Genomic DNA, 15635 nt, shown 5'->3' with positions numbered 1-15635 from the left:
TATATAAGGTCATTCTTTCCTTTACATGAAATTTCATTGATCTCGCTATTGCAATTCTCTTCTCCGTTTGATAGAATATCACTTGTTCTATGTAAGTATCGAGTCACTCGATCGCACCAGGGAGGTGAAAAGTATGGCAAACATCAAATCTGCTATCAAACGCGCTAAACTTAGCGAAGAGCGTCGTGCACATAACGCTTCTATCAAGTCTGACATGCGTTCAGCTGTTAAAACTGTAGAAGCTTTAGTTACTAATAACGATCTTGAAAATGCTAAAGAAGCTTTCAAAACTGCTTCTAAAAAACTTGACAAAGCAGCTCGTAAAGGTCTTATCCACCAAAACGCTGCAGCTCGTCAAAAATCTCGCTTAGCGAAAAAAGTAAACGCGTAAGGCGTTTAAAAAACGATCCATTCGGGTCGTTTTTTTATATACAAAAAAGTTCACGCGGCAAATGGCATGAACTTTTTTAGTTTATCCAGCTATAGCGGCTAGAATCGCAGGCCATTTCACCCTCTCTATCGAAGCAAAAAGCGCTTCTCGGTCGAGCCCTCCAATGACCTGCGATTCTGAACGTGCTACCTCTTCTTTTATTTTCTCCTGCTATTCGCGGGCAGTAAGACCCCCACCTCAAAATTCAGCAAAAGCAAAGAAGTTAGGTGGGGGCGGGCTGCCCATAAAAGCCCGATTGGTGAGGGCTAATAATAAGCGGGAGATGAAGAACCCCCCACTGATTAAAGTTTCACTTTATCCAATATGATTTAAACGCATTAAGAAAAACTCTAAGACGAGTTTCTTATCCATTTTCCCTGTTTTCATACTATAATCAGCTTCAGCTAATTCTAAAATGACTTTTTTCAATTCTTCAAACGAGAAAAATTTCGTTTGATTCATCGCCAACTTTACTCGGTATGGATGAACACCAATATGCGAAGCAATTTGATTTTGCCCATATCCACGTTGCTGTAATTCTTTCACTTGGTGCAGTAAACGAAATTGACTCACTAATAACGCTAATAATTTAATTGGCTCCTCTTGCTGCGTAAATAATCCGTCTAAAATTTGCATAGCTCCAGCAATATCTTTTTTCACTACCTTTTCTGTTAACGCAAACACATTTTGTTCAACCGATTTTGGCACAAGCTCCGCCACAAGCCCTGTTGTGATTTCTCCACCCATCCCAACATAAAGGGTTAACTTGTCCATTTCCTTCGCTAACATCGTTACATTGCTCCCTACAAGCTCTAACAGCAAGCTAACAGCTGCTTCCTCGATATGTACATGCACTTCATCCGCACGAGCCACAACCCATTTACGAACGTCCTGTACTTGCATCGCATTGGCTTCTACTACATCTGCTGTTTTCTTTAATAATTTTGTAATTTTCTTTCGCTCATCTAGTTTTTCATAAGGGGCTACAAATACAATAATCGAAAATGGAGATGGCTCTGCAATATATTCCTCTAAAATCTTTATATTTTGTTCTATTTTTTCTTTTTGCGACGTTAAAAATAATGGGGATTTAATTAGCAATATTTTACGATCCCCAAAAAAAGGAAGCGTACGCGCATCTTCTATTACATCTTCTAAATACGCTTCTTCTAAGTCATACGTTACAACATTAAACTCACGATCTTCCTCAGCTAACGCTTCCGTTGTTATAAGCTTTATTGTTTCATTTATAAAATACGCTTCCGTTCCATATATTAAATAAAGTGGTGCAAACTGCTTCTTTTTAATCTTCTTATGTATATCACTCATACTTTTTCCTACTCCCTAACTTGGCAATATATCTCTATACTAATGCGCTATCTTTTGTTTTACAAGTACAAAGGAACAGGCTTAAGTAACCTATTCCTTTATCTATATAAAACGCCACGCAATAAGTCCCGGGATTCTTATTGGTGTGCGGTAACCACTTTACTGTTATTATTCACAACTGCTGGATAAGTATAATTGTTAACTGTTAGCATGCTTGGAAATCAAATTTCCACCTTCTACTCGCATAAGATTTATCTCCTACTTCTACACAAATATCCTCTATTTATCTTCATATGGAAATTGTAGATTTTTTTCTGACAATATCTTATACTAAAATGGAATGTTGGGGAGGGATTCTAAATGAATGAGTTTGAGCAAAACGTTCAAAGTAAACGCAATGACGCTATTGATTCAGGGGTAGGTTTTATCGTCTCATTTGGTTTTTTCGCAACACTTTTCATTATTGCAACAATTATTAAATTTATCGGTTCTTAAAGGCCGCTGCTTGCGGCCTTTCTTTTTTTACTTCATCTTTTCTGTGCTTCATCATATGTCAGTTTACTTCGAAACGTTCCACTTTCACCTTCAAAATCATAGAAAACGGCTCCTTGTTTGTCAGTTCGCCATATTTCAATTTCAAGTTCTAACAAACGCTCTAGCACTTGCTGATGCGGATGCCCATATCGATTATGCTCTCCAGCTGAAATGATTGCCTTCTTAGGCTGAATGAGGTGCAAAAAGGGAGATGAAGACGATGTCTTACTACCATGATGCCCAGCCTTTAAAATATCCGCACGTAACTCCGGATACCGTTCTACAATACGCCTCTCCCCTTCCTCTTCTAAATCCCCCGTAAACAGCCACTTAAGTCCCCCAAACTTCGCCCAAAGTACAATAGAGGCATCGTTATCAGCCTTTTCTTTCCCTTCCGGGGATAACACAACAAATTCTGCTCCATCTATCTTCCATCCATCTCCTTCTCCAACCACGTTTGTCCGTATATGCTTTCCCTTTGCCATTTTCCTCAATTCTTTTTCCAATACCGCGTCTTCCTGCTTCCTTCCAAATACGATTTCTTCTACAGTAATAGACGATAATATTTCTTTTGCCGCCCCCATATGATCTGTATCACCATGCGTCACAATCAACTTATCAATTTTCCGAATCCCTTCTTTTTGTAAAAACGGAAGAAGAATATCGTGTCCAACAGAAAACTCATGTTTTTTCTTCTGCCACGTTTCCTTTTTTACAGGAATTGTCCCCCCTGTATCAATGAGATAGATCCCCTTGTCATATGGAAGACGAATCAAGATTGCATCCCCTTGTCCAACATCAATAAAAGTCACACTTCCACTAGCACGGAAATAGGGTGAAACATAATGACAAATACATATAAAGAGGAAAAATCCGGTGGCTATGAACAAAATACATTTTTTGACCGTTTTTTCCCACACAACAAATATACCAATGATACTAAAACAATATAAAACCACAAGGAATAGAGGTGTTTGCCCAAAAATAAGGCGAAGAAACGGGAGGTTTTCACAATACTGAAGAATTTCATTAGAAAACATTAAACATACTGATAATCCATGTGCCAGCCATGTCGACACAAAAGGAACAAATAACATACAAAGAAAAATAACGATACTACATGGTAACACAATACAAGATAGAAACGGAACATATATAAGATTGAGGAAAATGCTATATGGAGAAAAATAACCGAAGTGATATAACAAAATAGGAGTACTAGCAAGTTGTGAAATAATAGAAAGATAGATTGTATTTTGAATCAGACTATTATTACGCTGTAACAGACGATTTGCCGACAGCAATAGTGCAAAACTACCAACAAACGAAAATTGAAATCCAATATCAAAAGCCATATAAGGATCATATAAAAGCATGAATATAGCTGTCATACTAAGCGCATCTAAACTTGAAATACGAACAGAATGCATAAGTGCTAGCAATAACATAACACCTGTTACAGAAGCTCTTATGACAGATGGAGACGCTCCTGCTAAAAGCATATAAAGCGGAATACAAACAACAAGACATATCGTTGTCATTTCCCTCGTCAGTCCGATCCTGAGTAAAATAAAATAGCCAATTGCCATTAACAATACAATATGAGATCCAGAAATCGCCAATAGATGGATAAGACCAAATTGTTGATATCGTTCTTCTACTTCAAATGTCATCAGTTGCCGATCTCCAAACAACAATGCATTCATAAATGCTCCAGATTGCCCGGGAAACATTTCTGTGACTATCGACACTGCGTTTTGGCGTATTAAAAAGATCCATTGTGTAAATGTCAAAGATTTTTGAATACAATTTGAAATCTCTTTCGCTTCAAATAAGAAATGAATCTTTTGCTTATGTAAGTAGTCACGATAATCAAATCCATGAAAGTTCCGTGCTTCTGGCGGCACTTTCATTTTCCCTTTAAATGTACAGCTCATACCCGCATATAATTTCTGCAACTGTCCTTTTTGCTCAGCTGAGTGAATTTTGTAAAACAATTGCAACGTATCCCTGTCATTGACTTCTATTTGAAAAGAAAGCTGATCGCCATTTATAAGAGGTGTTGTTTGAATTATACCTTTTGTCACTTCAAAGTTTAATCCTTTTGAAGGTTGATTTTTCCATTCAACATATGAAGTATAGAAGAAACTCCCGGAACATGTCAGTATACAAAAAACGAGGACTTGGCGCGAAGTACGATATATACAAAATAAAATATAACAACCAAATAAACTAACAAATAATAACTGAAACGAGGAACAGGCGATTGCAATCCCCATAACAAACGAGATTGCAATATAGCCCCACTGTCCACGCAACTCATACTCCCCCTTATCGTGAATATTCAAAAAGTCCGGTACAGATAGCTGTCACATTTCTTCATTACGTCGTCAGTCCGACACTCCTATAGATTCATCTACACTCCGCACTTTCCTGGCCGTGCCTCGAACTGCTCGCCACTCTTTATCCTTCTTTTTGAACACACACTTATAGCATCTCTTTTGCTTTAGCGAATACTTGTTGTAATTCATTCATTGTTAAATCATCTTTTTCTAAAGATGAAAACAGCTCTTTTAATTGTAAATGACGCTCTTGTTGCTCTATCGATGTAATATCATATTCGAGCGGAACATGTTTCACTGTTACATTTGCTTGCTCAAATAATTCTACAGCGTACGGGTGATTTTTATAATCTTGTGCGTAATAAACAGCTGTAATACCACTTTGAATAATGGCTTTACAACATTGTAAACAAGGAAAGTGCGTAACATAAATCTCTGCATCCTCTGTTTTCACACCAAATTTAGCACATTGCAACAGCGCGTTCATTTCCGCATGAATTGTGCGAACACAATGATTATCAATCACATAGCATCCATCGTCTATACAATGAACACCACCTTTAATTGAACCGTTATATCCACCCGCGATAATTCGCTTATCACGAACAATTGTCGCTCCTACCGCAAGCCTTGTACACGTGCTACGCAGCGATAATAAATGGCTTTGCGTCATAAAATATTGATCCCAAGAAATTCGTTCCATATCTTCACCTACTTTTTCATCTACTTGTAGTGTAGCGAAAGAAGAAAAAGTTCGTCAATCCTTTACGGAATAATTATTTTATCTTTTATTTTTTCAAGCGATTTCTCTCCAATACCATCTACCTCCAATAAATCTTCTATCTTTTGAAACGGCCCATGTTCTTCTCGATATTTCATAATATTTTCTGCTTTTCGAGGTCCAATTCCCGTTATTTTCTCGAGTTGCTCTTTTGGTGCAACATTAATTTGAATTTTCCCCTCCTGTTCTGAAGATAGATTAGCTGCCTGCACTTGCTCTCCTTTTTTCGGGACATAGAGTAACATTTGATCTTGCATAAGCTGTGCTAAGTTCACTTTTGCCATATCAGCTTCAGGTAAAAAACCACCTGCTTTTTCAACCCCATCTTTTACGCGTGCGCCCATCTCCATCTCATATACACCTTCATGATGCACAGCTCCTTTTATATCAATCACGATTGTTTTTTTCTGTTCTTTTGATTCTGCTACTTTCAATTTATCTTTGCTTTCTTCACTGTTCACATTTGTATCAATTTTCGTGGTCGGTTGCATGGCCTGTTGCTTCGTCTGCCACATAAAGAGTATAAATACAACTCCAACAGCCCCTAATAAAGCGATCCACTTCTTTTGAAAATTCTGCATGATTTTAATACCTCCAATTCATAAATTCACAACATAGTTCATATTGTTTAGGAGAAAGATGTTACGAAGGAGGGATGAAACATTGAACATAGGAATTATAGGGACAGGAAACATGGGGAATATACTAATCGATGCATTTTTAGAGACCCGTGCTGTCAAACCTTCGTGCCTTGCTATTATTAATCGTACACCTGCCAAAGCACATCATATAAAAGAGAAGTATCCTTCTGTTCATATAGCAAAGACAGTGCAAGAGGTAATTGGACGCTCTCAGCTTATTTTCATTTGTGTTAAACCTGTAGACATCTATCCAATTTTAAAAAAACATGCTGCTCACTTTACTGATGAAAAATGTTTAATTTCTATTACAAGCCCCATATCAGCAACTCAATTAGAAAAGGTTGTATCTTGTCACGTCGTACGTATTATTCCGAGCATTACAAACCGAGCATTCTCTGGCGCCTCACTATTTACATTTGGAAAAAACTGTTCGAAAGAATGGGAACAAAAGTTACTTCGTTTGTTTAAAAATATTTCTACACCTATTGTGATCGGGGAAGATATTACACGAGTTTCATCTGACATCGCAAGCTGCGGACCTGCATTCTTCAGCTACTTACTACAATGTTTCATTAATGCTGCTGTAGATAAAACAAATATTACTCATGAAGAAGCAACTACTTTAGCAAGTGAAATGATTATCGGGATGGGAAAACTACTAGAAAAAGAAATTTTTACATTACCAACTCTGCAAGAGAAAGTATGTGTAAAAGGCGGTGTTACAGGAGAGGGCATTCAGATTTTAGAGGATCACGTCGGAGATATGTTCCATAAATTATTCGAGCGAACACATGAGAAATATGATGAAGATCTAGAAGGCGTTGAACAACAATTTAATAAGCACACGTAAATAATACGCCACAATGGTACAAAATCCTCTTAAAACTCCTTATCTTTTTCTCATACTATTTTTTATCAAACTCTTATTTTTATATTTTATAAGTATTAATTTTCTACTTTTCTATAAATAAAATACCGTTTTCTAAGCAAAACAAAAGCAACCTAATCGGTTGCTTTTGTTTTTATCCATTCTTTTTTGCCATAAAAAAGATACGTTCCGTTTGTTCAGTTACTTCCATTCGTTCAAAATCACCCGTCACACGAAGCACTGTAAAGCCCGCTTCTTCAAGCCATTTTGTTACTAATTCAACTGAATAGGCACGTTGCACGTGACATTCATCAAAGCGATGATATACACCTTCCTCTGGATCCTGTACAAAGAATGACAAGTCATGCTCTACACTATCTGATTCTTCTCCAGGGAAGCAGTTCCAAATGAGAGCTATCTCGTCTCCATTAACTGTGTACGTCTCATTTTGAAATACATGATGAATTTTATATAAAGAGTGTACATCAAATAAGAACAGACCATCTTGACGCAAATGGTGGGACACTCGTCTGAACGTTTCTTGTATCCCCTTTTCTTCCAGTACATAATTCAATGAATCACAAAAGATTGTTACACAATCAAATTCACCTGGAACGTCTAATTCCCTCATATCCTGTTGATAAAAAGGAATAAAATACCCTTCTCCCCCTAGCTTTTGCTGAGCAACCGTTAGCATTTCTTCTGAAAGATCGACGCCAATCATGTCATAACCTTTTCGCACAAGCGGAAGTGTTACATTCCCAGTCCCGCACGCTACATCAAGAATCTTCGCCTCTTTCATGCCTGCCTGCTGTAAGCTTTCCTCTGTGAATTCTACCCATTTATCATACGGAACATCATTCATAAGTTCATCATACAACAATGCAAATTGCTCATATCTCATTGGCTTAACTCTTCTGTAATATCTTCACGTGGCACGTCACCCCATAGACGCTCTAAATTATAATGATCACGCTCATCTTTATGGAATACATGCGCAACTACATCACCAAGGTCCACTAGAACCCAGCGCGCTTCATCGAAGCCTTCCATACGTTGTACGTCGATTTGGAATTCATGCGCTTTCGCTTTAATTTCACGTGCAATTGCTTGTACTTGCTTATCAGAATTCCCGTGACAAATAATAAAATAATCTGCAATTGGTGAAATACCTTGCATATTTAATACCACCATATCTTCTGCTCTTTTATCATCAGCTGCTTTTGCCGCTAATACTAATAACTCTTTGTCTTTCATTCAGTAATTTCCTCCTTCAGGACTGCGTTATATGTTTGAAATGTTAATGGATAGATCGTTTGATTCTTTTCCATTAAAAATTGAATCGTACGTTTTAATGCAAATAATAAAGCTTTATTTATATCTTCCTGTGCTAATTTCCGCACTTCTTCCACACCTGGAAATTTGCGGCCAGGTTCAATATAATCTGCTACATAAATAACTTTATCAAGCATTGTCATCTCTTCATGACCGCTTGTATGATATGTAATAGCTTGCAGAATTTCAGTGTCAGTAATGCCGACTTCTTTTTCTACTAAGTATGCCCCAACTGGTGCATGCCATAACTCTTTGTTATAGTGAAGTAAATCTTTTGGCAACTCTTCCTGTTTAATAATGTCTTCCATTTCTTGAATCGATCTACATTTTGCATAATCATGAAATATAGCAGCCATTTCTGCTTTTTTCTCATCCACGCCATATAGTTTAGCAAGTTCAATTGCCGTTTCCATCACACCAATTGTATGTATATAACGTTTTTCATGCATTTGTTGTTTTACAATTTCAAGTGCTTCCTCACGATTCATACAACCCATTCCTCTCGATATATACCTGTACTTGTTCTGGAAGCAAATATTTACAAGTTTTCTTCTCCTCATACCTCTTTCGTAATAAGGAGGAAGAAACAGCAAATTCCGGAATTTCTACTGTTATGATTTCATAAGGTGTATGTAATGTATAACCCGGCCTTGCAACTCCAACAAAAGTTACAAGCTGAAGTAATTTCTCAATGTTATACCATTTGGGTAAATACTCCACCATATCCCCGCCAATGATAAAATGAAACTGCGCGTCCGGATGCTTCTTTGTTAATTGTAACATAGTGTCGTATGTATAGGATGGACCTTCTCTTTGTAGCTCTTCTAAACAAACCGAGAAATACTCCTCTTTCCCAATTGCTAACTCTAACATGTTCAATCGATCTTCCACACTTGTAATATTGCGATCTTGTTTATGAGGTGGAATTTGATTCGGCAAAAACCATATTTCATCAAGCGCGAGTGCATCATACACCTCATTTGCAATCAACAAATGTCCATAATGAGGCGGATCAAACGTGCCGCCAATGATTCCGATCTTTTTCAAACGAAACGCCCCCTTTAGTTCACAAGCAGTAATCTTTCCGAAACAATATATGGAAAAATTACTGCCCGTAAAAACTCAATTGGTCTAAACCCTATTAGCAAGAACGAATCCCGAACATAGCGGACGTAAGCTATGGAAACGCCCTATATATATCCTGAGCACAGTAAGCTGCTATTATGGAAGTTTGATTTGTTTATTTTCTCTTGATTCTTTATATAAAACAATTGTGCTTCCAATTACTTGGACGATTTCTGCTCTAGCACCTTTAGCCAATTCTTCTGCAACTTCACGACGATCAAATTCACAGTTTTGTAGTACACTCACTTTAAATAACTCACGCGCTTCTAATGCATCTGCGATTTGTTTTACCATATTTTCATTTACGCCGCCTTTTCCAACTTGAAAAATCGGTGTTAAGTGATGTGCCTTTGCACGTAAAAATCTTTTTTGTTTTCCTGTTAACATATAGTTAGCCTCCAAGCTTTCTCATTACTAATTGTTTCATTCTTTCGATATTTGGCATATGTCCTGTCCACATTTCAAATGCAAGTGCTCCTTGATAAACAAACATATCTATTCCATTTTGCACAATGGCTCCTTTCGCTTTCGCATCTCGCAGAAGCTTTGTCTCAAATGGATTATAAATAATGTCCGAAACAATCGTTCCGTGTTTCAAAGATTGAATTTGCATCGGTGTACTTTGGACATGTGGATGCATTCCTATCGTTGTTGTATGAATGATAATATCATAATTTCCTTGTTCCTCTGTTGCTTGCTCTAATGAAAGAGCATGCGATGTAATCTTCGCTTGACATCCAGCGATAAGCTGATTTGCCTTTTCTACTGTTCGGTTGGCAATATCAATTACTTTTACACCTGCGTCTGCAAGTGAAAAGTAAATAGCGCGGCATGCTCCGCCTGCACCAAGTAATAAAATACGCTTTTGATAAAGCGGATCTTTACTAATCGATTGCAATGAACGAACATAACCAATTCCGTCTGTATTATAACCGATCAGCTTTCCCTCTCTATGAACGACCGTATTCACCGCACCAATTTGCTTTGCTAGCGGATCAATTCCATCCAAGTATTTCATAATTGAAACTTTGTGAGGAGTCGTGACATTAAATCCCGATACTCCTAATGCCTTTAAGCCTTTCACCGCTTCCCCTAGCGTCTCTTCTTCTACAAGAAACGCATGATAATGAGCATCTATATTTAAGTCCTCAAATGCGTCGTTATGCATAAGTGGTGACAATGAATGTCCTATTGGATTTCCGATTACACCATATAACTGTTTCATAAATTCCTCTCCATATTAAATTAAAGATTTACGTAATGAAACACTAACTCCTTTTGGTACATGAGCCACAATCTTTGCCCCAGGCTCATTTACAGTAACCCATCCTAATCCAGAGAATACAACATCTGTTTTTGGCTCACGAATATTAAATTCGTATTTCACAAGCCCAGGCATATTTTCTAGTTCTTCTGGAGTTGGTGGATTTAATAATTCTCCAGCATGTTTTTCATACAATTCATCTGCTTTTTCAAGTTTTGTACGATGAATTGGTAGACGGTTTGATAAATGACAAGTGAACGCACGGCGACCACCACTAATATAATCAAATCGTGCTAATCCACCGAAGAATAATGTTTGTTCCTCGTTTAATTGGAATACCATCGGCTTGATTTCCTTTGTTGGTGTAATAAGCTTCAAGCTTTGCTTTCCAACGTAATGTGCCATTTGGTGGTGATTAATAATACCCGGTGTATCATATAAAGAAGATGCTTCATCTAATGGAATATCAATTAAATCAAGTGTTGTTCCTGGGAAATGAGATGTTGTAATTACATTCTCAGTTTCTTCACTAAATTCTTTAATCATGCGATTAATAAACGTGGATTTTCCAACATTCGTACACCCTACAACGTATACATCCTTACCACTGCGATATTGTTCAATCGCCTCAGCAAGTTCACGGATACCTTGTCCTTTTGCTGCACTAATTAAAAAGACATCTTCTGGTTTTAATCCAAGTTGCTTTGCACTATAACGCATCCAATGTTTTACTTTATCATGCTTTACTGACTTTGGAATTAAATCCGATTTATTTCCAACAAGCAATACTTTGTTATTCCCTACAAAACGATGTAAGCCTGGTAACCAGCTACCATTGAAGTCAAAAATATCTACAATCTTGACAACAAGTGCATCTGATTGTCCAATTCCATTTAAAATACGCAAGAAATCATCATCTGTTAAAGACACATCTTGAATTTCATTATAGTTCTTTAAACGGAAACAACGTTGACAGATCACTTGTTCTTTCTCTAAAGATGAAGCTGGCGCATACCCGACTTCATTTTTATACTCTGTTTGAATTTCTACACCGCAACCAATACATTTAATTGTTTCAGTCAAACTTTATTCCTCCCAGTTAATTAAACCTTTTTTCTTCATATTCCTCATAAGTCTGCGTTCAATCTTTCGATTAAATCGCGTTACTAGCCCGTCTGTTTGTGCTACTGGTACAACTAAAATCGTATGAAGACCAACACGATTTCCGCCTAGTACGTCCGTTAGCAATTGATCTCCAATTACTACTACTTCATCAGGTCTTAAATTCATTTCTTGCATGGCACGTTTAAACGCACGAACCAATGGTTTACGTGCACTATGAATAAACGGAATTCCAAGTGGCTCTGCAAAGTCCTTTACTCGTTGCTCATTATTATTAGAAACGACCGTTACTTGAATGCCATGCTCTTTCATTTTTAAAAACCATTGTTCAAGCTTAGGTGTTGCATTAGGACGATCCCATTCAATTAAAGTGTTATCTAAGTCAGTGATAATACCTTTTATCCCGCGTTTTATTAAATCTTCTGGTTGAACATGATATACGTTTTTTACGTATTCATTTGGTAAAAATAATTTCAATTTCTTTCACCTCTTTGAGGAGTTTTCATAAAATTTTTCGACAACATTTTTCGATAACTAGATTGTGGATAACATTGTACACATTTTCCACACTAACTTTTCAGTTAATTCGCAATTTATCAACATTTCATGCACATCTTATCCACGGTGATATGTGGATAACCAGTCGTTTGTGACTGTCATAATTTTTTGATACAGTAGATGCAACAAAGAACCTATCCTTATTATCGGAGGTGGCTCACCTTGAAAATCAAACATATGGAGCAGTTATCTACTGAATTACTCACTGAGTCTTATTATAAAGCAAAAGAACTAAAATTAAATCCTGACTTCATTTTACTTATAAAACAAGAAATCATCCGGCGATCATTAGAGGACAAGCTTGCCAAATCGTCTTGAGTACATATAGATTACTGCTTCACCTGTAAAAAGAGCCATCCTCAAGATGGCTCTTTTATAAAATGAAACTTCCATCCTTGGGAACTTTTCACCTAGCACATAAGCCCATCTAACTTCTTGGCGCCCTCACAAGTTTGTGATAAAACTTTTACCGCCCGCTACCATTAAGGTAAGCGAGTTGCAATTTTTTCACCAACGCAAAGTTCTTGGCCACTCGTTAGCGTTGAAACAACTTCAACCATTCCTTTTTCAAACAGTAAAACGACTGTTGAACCAAATGTAAAGTATGCCATCTCTTCACCTTTTTGAACAGTGTTTCTTTCATGAAGAAGTTCAATACTATTTACAAACATAGCTCCTACTTTTACAAGCGCCATATGTTGTCCTTCACTATCGACTTCTGTAACAGAACGATAATTCTTTGACAACGGCTCTTTTCCATATTTCATTCCTGCTGCGTTTACTGGATATGATTTTCTTCCAAGTACAAATCGCTCTGTCACAGCACCAGAGAGCGGGCTATGAATACGATGATAATGACTTGGACTTAAATAAATAACCATATATGTACCGCCGGCATAACGCCTTGCTCGCTCTTCATTACCTAGCATATCCACAATCGAATAGCGCTTGCCTTTAATATCAAATGTTTTCGTTTCTTCAATAGGACCATGATCAGCAAATACCCCATCAACAGGACTAACAATACTTGATGCCGCTGCATCTATTTCTCGTTTTCCTTCTTTCAACTTACGTGTAAATAATTCATGCAGCGTTCGATATTCCTTTAAATCCTTTTCCATCTCATCCTGATTCAATTGAAACGCTTTTGCATAAGACGAAAGAATAATGGAACTTAAACGAGACTGTGCAAATTTACGTAATATATAAGAAGTAAAACGCCCGTTTGTAAGTTCGATCATGAGTCGATATAATGTACGTCGCAAACCGCGAAACCTCCTAATAAGTCTTAATGAACAATTAAGTTTAGCTTTCCCTTCTTTTCTTTCTATATCATACAGTGAAACTTCTGAAAGTGTTTTTTATGTTCACTTATTATAAACCAAGCCGATCATACAAAAAGAAAGAATAGGTACCATTTCATACTTAAATTCGTTAGCACCTTCTAATATTACAGATAGAACCCGTCATTTTCAACAGTGAACGTATATTTCTTCTTAGAGTTTCTTGTTTTATTCCCTTTTCATCAAAAGAAAAGTGGCTGCGTTTGAACCGCAGCCATTTCACTCATCTTTATGCTTTTCCCTTCTTCTCCTTCTCCGCTCGCACAAATTCATGAAACATTTTCATCAGTGCCCGCTTCTCAATCCGGGAAACGTAACTTCTTGAAATCCCTAGCGCTTTCGCAATTTCCCGCTGCGTTTTTTCCTTATCAAGGCCAAGTCCAAACCTTTTTACAATCACTTCTTTCTCTCGTTCATCTAAAATATCGATATACTCCTTAATTTTTTCTAATTCCATGCTAAGCTGAATCATATCAATTACATCTTCAGATTCAGATTTCAAAATATCAATAAGTGATATTTCATTACCTTCTTTGTCCTGTCCAATCGGGTCATGAAGTGAAACGTCTTTTTTTGTTTTCTTCAGTACACGCAAATGCATTAAAATTTCATTTTCAATACAACGAGCTGCATATGTCGCAAGCTTCGTCCCTTTCCCTGCTGAATAACTCTCAATTGCCTTAATGAGCCCAATTGTTCCGATAGAAATTAAATCTTCCGCATCTTCACCTGTGTTTTCAAATTTCTTAACAATATGAGCCACAAGCCGTAAATTATGTTCAATTAAAAGATTTCTCGCGTGAGCATCACCCTGCTCCATCAGCTCTAAGTATTTTTTCTCATCATCTGATGACAATGGCTGTGGAAACGCATTGTTTTTAACATAAGAAACAAATACAAACACTTCGCGAATCATGTATCCAATTGCGGCGAATAGACTCAAACCCTTCACCCCCGCCAAAATAGTGGTCTTTACTATATGTATGTGGGCGGGGCGTTGTTTGTGTCTGTACCCATTTGAGAATAGCGATGCACAAAAAAATTCTTGTGGCATAACCACAAGAATTTCTTAGCACTTGTCCTATTTACTCCAAATTACTTCTCCCGTATGCGCATCAATATAGTGAATTTCTCGTCTCATGAAAAAATCAATATGATACGCTTCACTGCTCTCAGTTGTCGTTTGTTTATAAATAAGCTCATATTTTGATGGATCTGTATCATGATTTTCATGCCACTGTAATTCAACGCGGAGTGCATTTCTATATGTTTGTAACGCCTGCTCTTTTCGTATTCTTGCACTTGTTTCATAAGTAAGTAACTCTTTTATTACACTTTGAGATATCCCACTATACATTGTAACGTCTCCTGTTTCTGTATCGATATTAATCCTAACCAATGAGCCCTCAACTGGAATGCCATTTATATATACATAAAAGCAGCTAGATTTCTCTAGCTGCTTTACTTCGTTTCACGATGTAATGTTACTCGCTTTAATCGTGGACAGTATTTTTTTAGTTCAATACGTTCCGGATTATTTCGCTTATTCTTTTTCGTAATATAATTACGATCACCGCATTCTGTACAAGCTAATGTAATGTTTACACGCATATGTAGGCCTCCTTTTCTTCAAAGATCACAACTAAAACGTAATGATTACGTTTTATACTATAAATGCTATTATTTGTTTTGTCAATTCGCCTTTTTAACAATCATTCTAAAAAGACAAAAAACTGAAACAATTAGTTCATACGAAATTCACATCAATCCATTACTATTAGAATTGTACATAATCAATTTACTAACAATCCAATTTATTGATATATGAAAACTACTTAGAAAGGAGTTAAAAATAATGAAAGCAAAATACCGTTTTATGATCTCATCATTTGCAGCATGCGCTTATATGATTTGGTATTTAGTATAATAAGCAACCTTATTTGCAAATATGAAAAGGTGTGTA

20 protein-coding genes are annotated in these 15635 nt (G+C 36.9%); 4 read left to right on the top strand and 16 right to left on the bottom strand.

Annotated features, from left to right (window positions below):
• The first annotated feature begins 133 nt into the window (after positions 1-133).
• Positions 134-391 carry a 30S ribosomal protein S20 gene (rpsT, locus tag Y7E_RS0108005; protein ID WP_017150760.1) on the top strand — a complete coding sequence of 86 codons (258 nt, stop codon included), beginning with the start codon at positions 134-136 and terminating at the stop codon, positions 389-391.
• Between the two features lie 354 nt (positions 392-745).
• Here rpsT and holA read toward each other — a convergent pair whose 3' ends face one another.
• Positions 746-1759 carry a DNA polymerase III subunit delta gene (holA, locus tag Y7E_RS0108000; RefSeq protein WP_017150759.1) on the bottom strand — a complete coding sequence of 338 codons (1014 nt, stop codon included), beginning with the start codon at positions 1757-1759 and terminating at the stop codon, positions 746-748.
• A 360-nt stretch (positions 1760-2119) separates the two neighbouring features.
• Between holA and Y7E_RS30895 the strand changes: the two genes are divergently transcribed.
• Entirely contained in the window at positions 2120-2254 is a 135-nt protein-coding gene (locus Y7E_RS30895; RefSeq protein ID WP_001001652.1) for a YqzM family protein, read from the top strand.
• A 32-nt stretch (positions 2255-2286) separates the two neighbouring features.
• Here the strand turns inward: Y7E_RS30895 and Y7E_RS0107990 are convergent, their stop codons facing one another.
• The 3 genes from Y7E_RS0107990 to Y7E_RS0107980 form a co-directional block, all read right to left on the bottom strand.
• Positions 2287-4611 carry a DNA internalization-related competence protein ComEC/Rec2 gene (locus Y7E_RS0107990; protein WP_017150758.1) on the bottom strand — a complete coding sequence of 775 codons (2325 nt, stop codon included), beginning with the start codon at positions 4609-4611 and terminating at the stop codon, positions 2287-2289.
• Positions 4612-4780: 169 nt separating this feature from the next.
• Positions 4781-5338, bottom strand: a complete 558-nt coding sequence (locus Y7E_RS0107985; RefSeq protein WP_017150757.1) for a ComE operon protein 2 — start codon at positions 5336-5338, stop codon at positions 4781-4783.
• Positions 5339-5400: 62 nt separating this feature from the next.
• A complete protein-coding gene (locus tag Y7E_RS0107980; protein ID WP_017150756.1) occupies positions 5401-5997 on the bottom strand; it encodes a helix-hairpin-helix domain-containing protein in 597 nt (198 codons plus the stop codon).
• Positions 5998-6079: 82 nt separating this feature from the next.
• Here Y7E_RS0107980 and comER point away from each other — a divergent pair, with 82 nt between their 5' ends.
• The gene (gene comER, locus Y7E_RS0107975; protein WP_017150755.1) at positions 6080-6907 is read left to right on the top strand and encodes a late competence protein ComER; all 828 of its coding nucleotides are present in this window, start codon (positions 6080-6082) and stop codon (positions 6905-6907) included.
• Positions 6908-7079: 172 nt separating this feature from the next.
• Here the strand turns inward: comER and Y7E_RS0107970 are convergent, their stop codons facing one another.
• From Y7E_RS0107970 to Y7E_RS0107935, 8 genes are all read right to left on the bottom strand, one after another.
• Positions 7080-7829 carry a methyltransferase domain-containing protein gene (locus Y7E_RS0107970; RefSeq protein ID WP_017150754.1) on the bottom strand — a complete coding sequence of 250 codons (750 nt, stop codon included), beginning with the start codon at positions 7827-7829 and terminating at the stop codon, positions 7080-7082.
• Positions 7826-8182: a ribosome silencing factor gene (gene rsfS / locus Y7E_RS0107965; protein WP_016116389.1), complete on the bottom strand. Its 357-nt coding sequence runs from the start codon at positions 8180-8182 to the stop codon at positions 7826-7828. The genes Y7E_RS0107970 and rsfS overlap by 4 nt, the downstream gene beginning before the upstream one ends.
• The gene (gene yqeK / locus Y7E_RS0107960) at positions 8179-8748 is read right to left on the bottom strand and encodes a bis(5'-nucleosyl)-tetraphosphatase (symmetrical) YqeK (protein ID WP_017150753.1); all 570 of its coding nucleotides are present in this window, start codon (positions 8746-8748) and stop codon (positions 8179-8181) included. The genes rsfS and yqeK overlap by 4 nt, the downstream gene beginning before the upstream one ends.
• Positions 8738-9307, bottom strand: a complete 570-nt coding sequence (locus Y7E_RS0107955; RefSeq protein WP_017150752.1) for a nicotinate-nucleotide adenylyltransferase — start codon at positions 9305-9307, stop codon at positions 8738-8740. Before Y7E_RS0107955 ends, yqeK begins: the two co-directional genes overlap by 11 nt.
• A gap of 174 nt (positions 9308-9481) precedes the next feature.
• Complete coding sequence (gene yhbY / locus Y7E_RS0107950; protein WP_017150751.1) at positions 9482-9772, bottom strand: ribosome assembly RNA-binding protein YhbY; 291 nt, start codon at positions 9770-9772, stop codon at positions 9482-9484.
• 4 nt (positions 9773-9776) lie between these two features.
• Positions 9777-10610 (bottom strand): shikimate dehydrogenase, encoded by an 834-nt coding sequence (gene aroE, locus Y7E_RS0107945; RefSeq protein ID WP_017150750.1) that lies wholly within the window; start codon positions 10608-10610, stop codon positions 9777-9779.
• A 15-nt stretch (positions 10611-10625) separates the two neighbouring features.
• Positions 10626-11732, bottom strand: coding sequence for a ribosome biogenesis GTPase YqeH (yqeH, locus tag Y7E_RS0107940; RefSeq protein WP_017150749.1), 1107 nt, complete (start codon positions 11730-11732; stop codon positions 10626-10628).
• A 3-nt stretch (positions 11733-11735) separates the two neighbouring features.
• Positions 11736-12248 carry a YqeG family HAD IIIA-type phosphatase gene (locus Y7E_RS0107935; protein WP_017150748.1) on the bottom strand — a complete coding sequence of 171 codons (513 nt, stop codon included), beginning with the start codon at positions 12246-12248 and terminating at the stop codon, positions 11736-11738.
• 243 nt (positions 12249-12491) lie between these two features.
• On the opposite strand from Y7E_RS0107935, the gene sda reads away from it, so the two are divergent.
• Entirely contained in the window at positions 12492-12647 is a 156-nt protein-coding gene (sda, locus tag Y7E_RS0107930) for a sporulation histidine kinase inhibitor Sda (protein WP_017150747.1), read from the top strand.
• 164 nt (positions 12648-12811) lie between these two features.
• Here the strand turns inward: sda and Y7E_RS0107925 are convergent, their stop codons facing one another.
• The 4 genes from Y7E_RS0107925 to rpmG form a co-directional block, all read right to left on the bottom strand.
• On the bottom strand, positions 12812-13594 hold the full coding sequence (locus Y7E_RS0107925; protein ID WP_017150746.1) for a phosphatidylserine decarboxylase: 783 nt from the start codon (positions 13592-13594) through the stop codon (positions 12812-12814).
• Positions 13595-13901: 307 nt separating this feature from the next.
• Entirely contained in the window at positions 13902-14615 is a 714-nt protein-coding gene (gene sigK / locus Y7E_RS0107920; RefSeq protein WP_017150745.1) for an RNA polymerase sporulation sigma factor SigK, read from the bottom strand.
• Positions 14616-14753: 138 nt separating this feature from the next.
• Positions 14754-15029, bottom strand: a complete 276-nt coding sequence (locus Y7E_RS0107915) for a hypothetical protein (protein ID WP_017150744.1) — start codon at positions 15027-15029, stop codon at positions 14754-14756.
• 104 nt (positions 15030-15133) lie between these two features.
• The gene (gene rpmG, locus Y7E_RS0107910) at positions 15134-15283 is read right to left on the bottom strand and encodes a 50S ribosomal protein L33 (protein WP_001265619.1); all 150 of its coding nucleotides are present in this window, start codon (positions 15281-15283) and stop codon (positions 15134-15136) included.
• Between the last annotated feature and the right edge of the window lie 352 nt (positions 15284-15635).

The organism is Bacillus bingmayongensis, from assembly GCF_000299035.1.
GTDB classification, from domain to species: domain Bacteria; phylum Bacillota; class Bacilli; order Bacillales; family Bacillaceae_G; genus Bacillus_A; species Bacillus_A bingmayongensis.
This window is presented reverse-complemented; position numbering and strand designations above follow the sequence as displayed.